13 protein-coding genes are annotated in these 10527 nt (G+C 70.2%); 8 read left to right on the top strand and 5 right to left on the bottom strand.

From position 1 onward, the window contains the following. A partial coding sequence (locus G6017_RS09440; protein WP_182617097.1) for an inositol monophosphatase family protein occupies nucleotides 1-814 on the bottom strand: 814 nt, incomplete at its 3' end. A 130-nt stretch (nucleotides 815-944) separates the two neighbouring features. Between G6017_RS09440 and G6017_RS09445 the strand changes: the two genes are divergently transcribed. The 5 genes from G6017_RS09445 (at nucleotide 945) to G6017_RS09465 (ending at nucleotide 5458) form a co-directional block, all read left to right on the top strand. After that, a complete protein-coding gene (locus G6017_RS09445) occupies nucleotides 945-1589 on the top strand; it encodes an ABC transporter permease (protein ID WP_182609363.1) in 645 nt (214 codons plus the stop codon). Further along, the gene (locus G6017_RS09450) at nucleotides 1586-2779 is read left to right on the top strand and encodes an ABC transporter ATP-binding protein (RefSeq protein WP_182609364.1); all 1194 of its coding nucleotides are present in this window, start codon (nucleotides 1586-1588) and stop codon (nucleotides 2777-2779) included. The genes G6017_RS09445 and G6017_RS09450 overlap by 4 nt, the downstream gene beginning before the upstream one ends. After that, the gene (locus G6017_RS09455) at nucleotides 2776-3540 is read left to right on the top strand and encodes an ABC transporter permease (protein WP_182617098.1); all 765 of its coding nucleotides are present in this window, start codon (nucleotides 2776-2778) and stop codon (nucleotides 3538-3540) included. The genes G6017_RS09450 and G6017_RS09455 overlap by 4 nt, the downstream gene beginning before the upstream one ends. Next, nucleotides 3537-4514: a glycine betaine ABC transporter substrate-binding protein gene (locus tag G6017_RS09460; protein ID WP_179523640.1), complete on the top strand. Its 978-nt coding sequence runs from the start codon at nucleotides 3537-3539 to the stop codon at nucleotides 4512-4514. The genes G6017_RS09455 and G6017_RS09460 overlap by 4 nt, the downstream gene beginning before the upstream one ends. Before the next feature lie 71 nt (nucleotides 4515-4585). Then, nucleotides 4586-5458, top strand: a complete 873-nt coding sequence (locus G6017_RS09465; protein ID WP_241731450.1) for an alpha/beta fold hydrolase — start codon at nucleotides 4586-4588, stop codon at nucleotides 5456-5458. Between the two features lie 49 nt (nucleotides 5459-5507). On the opposite strand, the gene G6017_RS09470 is transcribed toward G6017_RS09465, so the two are convergent. After that, nucleotides 5508-5813 (bottom strand): hypothetical protein, encoded by a 306-nt coding sequence (locus G6017_RS09470; protein ID WP_179523641.1) that lies wholly within the window; start codon nucleotides 5811-5813, stop codon nucleotides 5508-5510. 49 nt (nucleotides 5814-5862) lie between these two features. Continuing rightward, the gene (locus G6017_RS09475) at nucleotides 5863-6330 is read right to left on the bottom strand and encodes a hypothetical protein (RefSeq protein WP_182617099.1); all 468 of its coding nucleotides are present in this window, start codon (nucleotides 6328-6330) and stop codon (nucleotides 5863-5865) included. 165 nt (nucleotides 6331-6495) lie between these two features. On the opposite strand from G6017_RS09475, the gene G6017_RS09480 reads away from it, so the two are divergent. Next, nucleotides 6496-7566 carry an FUSC family protein gene (locus G6017_RS09480; protein ID WP_182617101.1) on the top strand — a complete coding sequence of 357 codons (1071 nt, stop codon included), beginning with the start codon at nucleotides 6496-6498 and terminating at the stop codon, nucleotides 7564-7566. Between the two features lie 5 nt (nucleotides 7567-7571). Here the strand turns inward: G6017_RS09480 and G6017_RS09485 are convergent, their stop codons facing one another. After that, nucleotides 7572-8021: an MmcQ/YjbR family DNA-binding protein gene (locus G6017_RS09485; protein WP_179523644.1), complete on the bottom strand. Its 450-nt coding sequence runs from the start codon at nucleotides 8019-8021 to the stop codon at nucleotides 7572-7574. Between the two features lie 2 nt (nucleotides 8022-8023). After that, complete coding sequence (locus G6017_RS09490; RefSeq protein ID WP_182617103.1) at nucleotides 8024-8914, bottom strand: cation diffusion facilitator family transporter; 891 nt, start codon at nucleotides 8912-8914, stop codon at nucleotides 8024-8026. A 73-nt stretch (nucleotides 8915-8987) separates the two neighbouring features. On the opposite strand from G6017_RS09490, the gene G6017_RS09495 reads away from it, so the two are divergent. Together G6017_RS09495 and G6017_RS09500 are read left to right on the top strand one after the other, a co-directional pair. Then, on the top strand, nucleotides 8988-9422 hold the full coding sequence (locus tag G6017_RS09495) for an NfeD family protein (RefSeq protein WP_179523646.1): 435 nt from the start codon (nucleotides 8988-8990) through the stop codon (nucleotides 9420-9422). A 51-nt stretch (nucleotides 9423-9473) separates the two neighbouring features. After that, nucleotides 9474-10527: SPFH domain-containing protein (locus G6017_RS09500; protein WP_182617106.1), on the top strand; the 1054-nt coding region annotated here is incomplete at its 3' end.

The following is a 10527-nucleotide window of genomic DNA, read 5'->3' on the forward strand; positions in this document are numbered from 1 at the left end:
CCGCCCACGCCTGCTCCGCCAGGGCCGGTGTCGCGGCGGCCACGACCGTGCCGCCGTCCAGCGGTTGCCGACCGTCCGGTCCGGTGATCACGCCGCCGGCCGCCTCGATGATCGGGATGAGGGCCACGATGTCGTAGGACTTCAGGTCGGACTCGACCACCAGGTCCACCCGGCCCGCGGCGAGCATGCAATAGGCGTAGCAGTCCCCGCCGAAGCGCTGCAGGCGCACCCGGGTGGCGAGGTCGTCGTAGCGTCGGCGCAGCTCACCGTCCCCGAACATCGACGGGTGGGTGGTGTACATGATCGCCTCGGACAGCTCGTCGCACCCCGACACGTGCAGATCGAATGCCTCCGGCCCGTCCGATCGGCGACGTACGGTGGCGCGTCCGTGGACCGCGGCGAAGGTCTCCCCCAACACCGGTTGGTCCATCCACCCGGCGACCGCCCGGCCGTCCTCCACCACCCCGACGAGCGTGCCCCACCCCGCCATCCCCGTGAGGAAGGCCTTGGTGCCGTCGATCGGGTCGAGATACCAGGTGCGGGGGGCGTCCGCGGGCCCGGACTCGCCGTTCTCCTCCCCCACCACCCGGTCCCCCGGCGCCATCGACGAGATCCCGGCCCGCAACAACGCCTCGATGTCGCGATCGGCCTCGGTCACCGGGTCGTACCCCCGCCCCCCGCCCTTGTCGCCGGCGACCAGCGCCTCGAGCTCGCCGTGGAAGTGGCGGCGGGCGATCCTGCCGGTGGCGGCGAGCAGCTCGTCGAGGTGCTCGATCAGGTCAGGGTCCAGGGGGCGGTCGGGCCTCGCAGTCATGGCCCCATGGTGCATCACGGCCACCGGTCGCACGCCGGATCCCACCGCGACATACTCGTTCCCACCCCTCTACACGTGCCCATCCGGATAGCGTGAGCAGACCGAACCGCACGGACGGAGCCGAGATACGTTGAACGACCTCGTGGACTTCATCTCCACCCGCCGGCTCCAGCTCGCCACCGACTCCTGGCAGCACGTCAGCGCGACCGTGCAGGCGGTCCTGCTGGCCACGCTGCTGTCGGTGGCCGTCGGCGTGGCGGTGTACCGCAGCAGGGCCGGCTCCGCCGTGGCCACCGGCCTGGCCGCCACCGCGCTGACCGTGCCCTCGTTCGCGTTGCTGGGACTCCTCATCCCGATCCTGGGGCTGGGCGTGCTGCCCACCATGACGGCACTGGTGATCTACGCGGTGCTGCCGATCCTGCGCAACACCATCGTCGGACTCGACGCCGTCCCCGCGGCCACCGTGGACGCCGCGCGCGGGGTCGGGATGAGCCGGATCGGGGTCCTGGGCCGGGTGGAGATCCCGCTGGCGTGGCCGTCGATCCTCGCCGGGATCCGCGTGTCCACCCAGATGTCCATGGGCATCCTCGCGATCGCCGCCTACGCCAAGGGCCCGGGCTTGGGGAACCTGATCTTCGCCGGGCTATCCCGGGTGGGGACGCCCACCGCGCTGCCGATGGCGCTCACGGCGACCGTCCTCATCGTCGTCCTCGCGCTCGTCCTCGACGCGCTCCTCGTCCTCCTCGGACGCCTCACCATCAGGGGGAACCAGTGACCACACCCACCGCGCACGACGCCGGCGCCGTGTCCGGGGTGCCCATCACCCTGGACGACGTCACCAAGGTCTACCCCGGCCAGGACCGACCGGCCGTCGACCACGTCTCTCTCGAGTTGCCCGCCGGACGCACCACCGTGTTCGTGGGTCCCTCCGGCTGTGGCAAGACCACGACGATGCGGATGATCAACCGGCTGATCGAACCCACCTCGGGGACCATCACGATCGACGGCCAGGACAACCGGACCCTCGACGCCGACACCCTGCGGCGCCACATCGGCTACGCCATCCAGGCGTCCGGCCTGTTCCCGCACCTGACGGTCGCCCAGAACGTCGGGACCGTGCCCCGGCTCCTCAAGTGGAGGAAGTCGCGCGTGGCGGACCGCGTGGACCAGATGCTGGAGCTGGTGGGCCTCGACCCGGCCGACTACCGCGACCGCTACCCCGCCCAGCTCTCCGGTGGCCAGCAGCAGCGGGTCGGGGTGGCGCGCGCCCTGGCCGCGGACCCGCCGGTGCTGCTCATGGACGAGCCGTTCGGCGCCGTGGACCCCATCACCCGCGCCTCCCTCCAGGACGAGCTCATCCGCCTGCAGGAGGAGCTGCACAAGACCATCGTCTTTGTCACCCACGACTTCAACGAGGCCGTCAGGCTCGGCGACCGGATCGCGGTGCTCGGGCCCGGCTCGTCGGTCCTGCAGTTCGACTCCCCCGAGGCGATTCTCGCCAACCCGGCCGACGAGACCGTGGCCGGCTTCATCGGCGACGACGCGGCGTTGAAGACACTGACCCTCCGGCGGGTGGGGGACGTGGTCCTCGGAGAGGCGACAACGGCGAGGGAGTCGGAGGACCCGGCCGACTTCGCCTCCCGCGTACGCGGGACGGACGACGAGTGGGCGGTGGTCCTGGACGACTCCGGGCGCCCCCTGCGCTGGGTGCGCGGGGACCTGGTGGCGCGGATGCCCGACCTGCGTTCGGGTGGCCAGCCGGTGGCCGGCACCGTGACGGTCGACTCCACGCTCCAGGAGGCGCTCGACGGGCTGCTCTCGACCGCCAGCGCGACCACCGTGGTGGTCGACCGTTCCGGGGCGTACCGGGGGACGATCGGCATCGACGACCTGGTGGGAGAGCTCCGGCGCATCCACCACCACCACAACGTCCCCGGTTCCCCGGACCCCGCGGAGCGCTCGTGAGCGCCGCGGCGACCGCGTCCCGCGCCGCGTCCCGCGCGGACTCGGCCCGGTTGGTGGTCCAGCCGGTCATCATCACGCTGGCCGCGGTGGGCGTGCTGTGGTGGGCCTTCGGGACCGAGCTCGACGAGACCCAGAGGGCCTCGCTCAACGCCTCGTCCATCACCCAGCGCACCCTCGAGCACGTCCAGATCACCTTCACCGTGGCCGCGATCGTGGTCGCGGTCGGGGTGCCGCTGGGGATCCTGCTCACCCGCCGCCGGATGGGTTTCCTCGCGCCCGTCGCCATCGGGATCGCCAACGTCGGCCAGGCGGCACCGGCGATCGGGTTGATCGTGCTGCTGTTCCTGGCCACCAACCGGACCGGCTTCTGGATCGGAGTCCTGCCCGTGGCCGTCTATTCACTGCTCCCGGTGCTGCGCAACACGATCGTGGGGATCCGGAACGTGGATCCCGCGCTCATCGACGCCGCGAGGGGACAGGGCATGACGACGAGCCGGGTCCTGCGCACGGTCGAGTTGCCGCTCGCGGTGCCGTTCATCCTGGCCGGGCTCCGCACCACGCTCGTCCTGGCGGTCGGCACCGCCACGCTGAGCTTCCTGGTGGACGCGGGCGGGCTGGGCATCTTCATCGACACCGGCTATCGACTCCAGGACACCACCACACTCGTGGTGGGTTCCGTCCTGGCGGTGTGCCTGGCCCTGCTGGTCGACTGGCTCGGCGGGGTGGGCGAGGTCCTGTTCAACCCGAGGGGGCTGCGATGACCACCGTGAAGCGACTCCTCGCCTCGTGTCTGGCCACCGTGCTCGTGGCGACCGGGTGCGGGCTGAGCGACGGCGGGTCCGTGCCCCTGCCCGTGGGCCCCGGCCCGGACGGCACCGTCCCCGCGCTCGAAGGGGTGCGCGTGACGGTCGGCGGCAAGGACTTCACCGAGGGCGTGATCAGCAGCTACCTGGTGGAGTTCCTCCTGGCCGCCGCCGGGATGGAGGTCTCCGACATGTCCTCGCTGGCCGGATCCAACAGTTTCCGGCAGGCCCTGGTCACCGGCCAGGTGGACATCGGGATGGAGTACACGGGCACCGCGTGGATGAGCTATCTCGGCAACTCGGAACCCATCCGCGACCCCGAGGGGCAGTGGGTGGCCGTCCGGGACGCCGACCTCGAGGCCCACGACATCCGGTGGCTGCCCCCGACGACCGTCGACAACACCTACTCGTTCGCCATGAGCCGGGCCACCGCGGAGGAGACCGGGCTGCGCACGTTCTCCGATTACGCCCGGCTCGTCCAGACCGATCCGGACTCCGCCGTGACCTGCATGGAGACCGAGTTCTCCGTGCGCCGTGACGGCTGGCCCGGGCTGGCCGAGGCCTACGGTTTCGACGCGGCCACGGTCCCGGTGCCGATCATGCAGCCCGGGATCATCTACCAGGCCACCGCCACCGGCCGGGAGTGCCGGTTCGGCGAGGTCTACACCACCGACGGCCGGGTCAAGGGCCTCGACCTGGTTGTCCTGGAGGACGACCAGCGCTTCTTCCCCGTCTACAACCTCGCCACCGTGGTGCGGGGCGAGTTCCTGGACGCGCACCCCGAGATCGAGGAGGTCCTCGCGCCGCTCGTCGAGGTCCTCGACAACGAGGTGATGGTCGAGATGAACATGCGGGTCGACGTCGACGGCGACGATCCGGCGCTGGTCGCGAGGGATTTCCTGGTGGACCGGGGACTGGTCTCCGCGGAGTGACCGCGCGTCCGGTCGTGCAGAGCGCGGCGAAGAGGCGAACAATCGGGGTCAGGTACCCGAGGAGGACACTCATGACCAGGAACCCGCTGGCCGCGATCCCGAGGTCGGCATCGCGCCTTCCGCGGATGGCGCCGGACATGACGCTGCTTCCGGCCGGTCGGATCGTCACCCTCACCGACGACGTCACCACCAGGCTCTACGACACCGGCGAGGAGCACCTCACGCCGGTCGTCCTGCTGCACGGGATGGCCGCCACCGGGATGCTCAACTGGTATCAGACCTTCCAGCGTCTGCGGGGCGAGTACCGGCTCATCGCCTACGACCAGCGCCGCCACGGGATGGGCCACGGCGGCCCGTTCGACTTCGGGGCGCTGGGCGAGGACGTGCTGCGCGTCTCCGACCACCTGGAGTTGGAGAAGCCGGTCATCGGCGGGTACTCGATGGGCGGCATCGTCGCCCAGCTCGCGGCCCGGCGCGACCCCTCCCGCCTCGGCGGACTGGTGTTGGCCGCCACCGGTACCGGTGCCCAGCGCAACGCGCTGGAGAAGATCACGATGGGATCGCTGACCCGGGGCGCCCCCGTGCTCAACGCCGTACCCGTCGAGGTGGCCAGGGAGATCGACGACGAGGTGCCCAGCGCCTACACCTGGGCGATGCGGGAACTGGCCTCCGTGCCCCTCGCGACCCACAGGACGGTGATCACGGAGGTGGCCCGGTTCAACTCCACGTCGTGGCTCCACGAGCTGGAGCTGCCCGTCGCGGTCGTCAAGACCATGCGCGACATCGCCTTCCCCCGGTGGATCCAGGACGAGATGGCCGATCTTCTGCCGCACAGCGCGGTGTTCCCGATCAGCGCCGGCCACGCCGCGTGCGCGACCCATCCCGGGACCTTCGCCCGTCGGATGCGCACGGCGATCGGCTGGGTGGTGTCCAACTCGCATTGAGGACGCACCGCGATCGCCGAGGCCGGTGCCGTCGGCGGGGTTGGTGCTGCTACAGCGCGGAGTACCGCACGGCCGTGACGACGAAGACGACGATCGCGACCCCACCGAGGACGACCCCGACCAGTCCCCGGCGCGGGTCCGGCTCCTGGTTGGTGAGCCACCCCGTGGGCCACCGCGCGAGCAACCCGAAGGCGACGGCCATCAGCGCGGCGAGGAACGCGATGATGTTGAGCAGTGGAACCCAGGACAGCGCCAGGGACCCCACCCCCAGCACCAGTGACCGGGTGCCCAGGTCCATGCCCTCGGACGATCTCTTCCTCGGGGAGGCGGCGTCGGAACGGGGGCGCAGCGGCATACGGCCAGCCTAACCGCGCCGCCCGGAAATCGGCTCAGCCCAGGAACTGCTAGGCCAGGAACTGACCGTCGACGAATCCCGCCAGCAGGACCGCGAACCCGCCCATCTCCCCCACGATGAGTGCCAGCATCCCGACCCGCAGCATGGTCGACGGGTGTTCGAATTGGTTGGTCGTGTCCCGCAGCGCGCCGTGGACGATGTAGCTGGCGATCGCCCCCACGAAGAAGAACACCAGGACCCCCGCCGCCGCGAGGTTCACCCACGTGGGCCAGCTGCTCAGCTCCACGAACGCGGCGATGAGCAGGATCGCGAAGGAGTAGAGCAGGGCCGCCCGGTGCGCGATGTCGACGTAGGGGTGCGCGAGGTGGTCCGCGCTCGTGGCCATCTGCCGGTACTTCCACACCCCCAGCCCCAGGGCCAGCAGGAAGACCAGTCCGGCGGCGAGCAGCGTGAGCCGCGTGTCGAGGCCGAGATCGACCGTCACCGCCGACAGGGTGGGGGAACTGAGCGGGTCCATGGGTCCTTCCGGGGACGCTGAGCGATACGGCTGACTCGAGTACTCACCGACCCTAGGGCAGAGTCGGGCACCGCACCGGGGTCACCTCGCCCGACGGTCACCTCGCCCGACGGTCGCCGGGCCCGGGATTGTCGTCACGTCGGGCCACCCACGAGAATGCTGCGTATGCCACGACTCCGAGAACTCGCGGGCCGGCCCGACGTCAGGACCGACCTGCTGCAGATCGTCAAGAGCGTGATCGCCGCCACGGCCGCGTGGTGGCTCTCGGCGCACGTCCTGGACTCGCCGTTGCCGTTCCTGGCGCCGTGGACCGCCCTGCTCACCGTGCACGCCACCGTCCACAGGTCGCTCTCCCGGGGAGTGCAGACGACGGTGGCGTCCGCGATCGGCGTCGGCCTGTCCTTCCTCATCGGGTTCTACCTGGGCGTCAACGTGTGGACCTTCGCCCTGGCGATGTTCGTGGGTCTGGCCGGCGCCCGGATCACCTGGATCCGGGACGAGGGCGTCGCGATCGCCACCACCGCGGTGTTCGTGCTCTCCAGCGGGTTCTCCGACCAACAGCCCCTGCTCCTCGACCGCATCATCGAGGTCGCCGTCGGGGTGGGGATCGGCGTGCTGGTCAATCTCCTGATCATCCCTCCGATGCGGGATCAACAGGCGGCCAGCCACGCGGACCTCATCGACCGCCGGATCGGGGACATCCTCATCAACATGTCCGACGAGTTCTCCACCTCCTGGGAGACCGACGCCGCCGACGCGTGGAGACGCGAGATCGAGTCGGTGTCCGACGAGGTCGAGACCGCGTGGGGAACGGTGCACTTCGCCCGCGAGAGCCGCCGCTCGAATCCCCGCCTGGCCCGCCAGCGCCTCGGCCGCGGACAGCCTGCCGGCGAGGGGGTCGACTACGAGGAGGTGCTGGGTCGCGTCGACGAGGCCGTCTCGCACATGAGGCACCTCATCCGCACTCTCCACGAGGCCACCTATGCGGAGGGGCCGTGGGACGAGCGCTTCCGCAGCGAGTGGGCCTCGATCGCTCGAGACGCCGGCCACGCGATAGCCGATCCCGATGCCGAGATGGCGTCCATCCACGACCGCCTGGTGGGGTTGACGCACGCCATGGCCGAGGACGGCCGACTGCCCCGGGACTCCTGGCCGGTCTACGGCTCGTTGCTGACCAGCATGTTCCACATCGCCGTGCTGATCGACGACGTCGCCTCGGAGCGGGAGGTCCGGTAAGGGGCCTAGCGCTCCCCCCGGCCGGCCTCCCGCTGTTCGGCGTCCAGGCGGGCGACCCTCCGGGCCCCGGCGAGTTGCCGATAGGAGGACTCGACCAGCTCGGCGACCTCGTCCCAGTCCACGGAGCCCGGATCGCCCGCCCCGTGTTCCCCGGGCCGGTCCAGTGGCAGCGCCCGCCATCCCCGGACGCCGACGTAGGCGGGCACCACGATGCGCGGGTCCTGCTCGAGGGCAGGCAGGTCCTCGGGGTCCGGGAGGAACAGCAGGGCGCGGGCGAGCAGGGGATCCGCGTGGTCCCCCTTGACCGTTCCGCCGTAGGAGGCGAAGACCTTGGTGGTGTACCAGTTCGGCCGCCCGTGCGAGATCTTCTCCGCGGCGTCGGGGAGCGCCAGGCAGATCCGACGCAACCGGGCGAGCAGCGGATCGGAGTCGTCGAACATGATCGGGTGGCCCATGCCTACAGCTTCACGTCGTTGTAGGCGCGCTCGTCCTCGATCGGCTCCAGGTGGGTGGTGATGTGGGAGTGCGGGAGCGCGGCGTGGATCTCCTGCTCGACCTTCTCCACCAGATCGTGACCCCGCTCGACACTCCAGTCGCCGGGGACGAGCGCGTGGAACTCGACGAACCGCCACCGGCCGGACTCGCGGGTCCGCAACTCGTGGAAGTCGACCCGACCCGGCTGCCGGTGCCTGTCCAGTACCTCCTGGATCGCCCTGTTGTCCTGCTCGGGGAGTGTCGCGTCCATCAGCCCCATCCCGGACTCGTGGACGAGCCTGTACCCGATGAACAGGATGTTCAGCCCCACCGCGATCGCGACGACCGGATCGAGGAACTCCCAGCCGGTGATCCACACCAGGGTCACCCCGACCACGACGCCGACCGAGGTGACGACGTCGGTGATCAGGTGTTTCCCGTCGGCTTTCAGGGTCGGCGACCGGTGTCGGACCCCGGCCCGGATGAGCAACGTCCCCACGATTCCGTTGATCACGGCCGCCACGACGGAGATCGCGAGGCCCAGTCCGAGGGACTCGATCGGCACGGGGTTGATGAGTCGCTCGACACCCGTGTAGAGGATGAAGGTCGCGGCCACGAAGATCATCGCGCCCTCGACCACGGCCGAGAAGTACTCGGCCTTGGAGTGGCCGTACTGGTGGTCGTCGTCGGCCGGGCGCTCGGCGACGGTGATGGCGATGAGCGCGACCACCGCGGCCACCAGGTTGACCACCGACTCGGCCGCGTCGGCGAGCAGGCCGACCGATCCGGTCACCCACCAGGCCACCATCTTGAGCGAGATGGTGACGATCGACGTGGCCACCGACAGCCACGCGAACTTCTTGAGAGTCGACACGTCATGTGAGCGTAGTCCGCTCGTGGGACGACGTCCCCCCTGCCGAACGCCGGATGTCGGTAGGGTCGTGGACATGCATGTAGGACTTGCCTGGCTCGCAGTTGCGGTGTTGCTCGCCGCCGGTGAGGCGGCGGGCGGGGAGTTGTTCCTGATCATGCTCGCCGGAGGTGCACTCGGCGGGGCCGCCGCGGCCGCGCTCGGCGCGCCGGTCTGGGGGCAGGCCCTGGCGTTCGCCCTCGTCTCGATCATCCTCGTCGCGGGGGTACGACCCCTCGTGCGCCGGCGCCTCCTGTCCGCGCTCCCCGAGCACGACACCAACACGGCCGCGCTGACCGGACGCGACGGCACCGTGGTCGAGGCGATCGGGCCGGCCGGCGGCCTGGTGCAGATCGCGGGGGACACCTGGACGGCGCGCCCGCTCATCGAGGGCGAGACGTTCGACGCGGGGGACAAGGTCCTCGTGCATGAGATCGAAGGGGCCACCGCGATCGTCGTGCGTGGCATCTAGAGAGCGCGAGTCCGACACACAGCCGACAGCACGACACAACAGGAGGAAACCATGGGTGGCTTGATCTTCCTTGCCGTCATCGTCATATTGATCGCCTCGGTGGTGGTGAGCTCGGTGAAGCTCATCCCGCAGGCGGAGGCCGCGGTCATCGAGCGGCTCGGCCGCTATCAGCGCACGGTGAGTGGTCAGCTCACCCTGATCATCCCGTTCATCGACCGGGTCCGCGCGAAGGTGGACCTGCGCGAGCGGGTGGTCACCTTCCCGCCCCAGTCCATGATCACCGAGGACAACCTCACGCTGAACATCGACACGGTCGTCTTCTTCCAGGTCACCGACCCCAAGGCCGCGGTCTACGAGATCAACAACTACATCGTCGCCGTCGAGCAGTTGGCCACCACCACGCTCCGCAACGTCGTCGGTGGGCTCACGCTCGAGCAGACGCTCACCAGCCGCGACATGATCAACAAGCAGCTCCGTGGGGTGCTGGACTCCGAGACCGGCCGCTGGGGCCTGCGCGTGGCCCGTGTCGAGCTGCGGTCCATCGACCCGCCGCTGTCGATCCAGGAGTCGATGGAGAAGCAGATGAAGGCCGATCGCGAGAAGCGCGCGACGATCCTCACCGCCGAGGGACAGCGCGAGGCCGCCATCACCACCGCCCAGGGCGCCAAGCAGGCCTCCATCCTCGACGCCGAGGGCAACAAGCAGGCCTCGATCCTCAACGCGGAGGCCGACCGGCAGTCGCGCATGCTCCGTGCCCAGGGTGAGCGGGCCGCCCGCTACCTCGTGGCGGAGGGCCAGGCGGCCGCCATCGCCCGCGTCAACGCGGCCGTCAAGGCCTCCAAGCCCACGCCGGAGATGCTGGCCTACCAGTACGTCCAGAACCTGCCGGAGATGGCCAAGGGCGACGCGGCCACGATGTGGATGATCCCCTCGCAGTTCGGGGACTCGCTGGAGAACTTCGCCAAGGCCGTGGCCAAGAAGGACGACGACGGGGTGTTCCGCTACGAGCCGCCCGCCACCGATGACGACGCGGATCTGCCGTCGGCCCCCGAGCACTGGTTCGACACCTCGACGGACCCGGAGATCGCCCGGTCCGTCGCGGCCG

It is taken from the genome of Dietzia sp. B44, assembly GCF_014145245.1.
GTDB lineage: Bacteria > Actinomycetota > Actinomycetes > Mycobacteriales > Mycobacteriaceae > Dietzia > Dietzia natronolimnaea.

Bases quoted from the DNA above. Each gene is read 5' to 3' on its own strand.
- G6017_RS09460 (WP_179523640.1), top strand. From the start codon at position 3,537: ATGACCACCGTGAAGCGACTCCTCGCCTCGTGTCTGGCCACCGTGCTC.
- G6017_RS09465 (WP_241731450.1), top strand. From the start codon at position 4,586: ATGACCAGGAACCCGCTGGCCGCGATCCCGAGGTCGGCATCGCGCCTT.
- G6017_RS09470 (WP_179523641.1), bottom strand. From the start codon at position 5,813: ATGCCGCTGCGCCCCCGTTCCGACGCCGCCTCCCCGAGGAAGAGATCG.
- G6017_RS09475 (WP_182617099.1), bottom strand. From the start codon at position 6,330: ATGGACCCGCTCAGTTCCCCCACCCTGTCGGCGGTGACGGTCGATCTC.
- G6017_RS09480 (WP_182617101.1), top strand. From the start codon at position 6,496: ATGCCACGACTCCGAGAACTCGCGGGCCGGCCCGACGTCAGGACCGAC.
- G6017_RS09485 (WP_179523644.1), bottom strand. From the start codon at position 8,021: ATGGGCCACCCGATCATGTTCGACGACTCCGATCCGCTGCTCGCCCGG.
- G6017_RS09495 (WP_179523646.1), top strand. From the start codon at position 8,988: ATGCATGTAGGACTTGCCTGGCTCGCAGTTGCGGTGTTGCTCGCCGCC.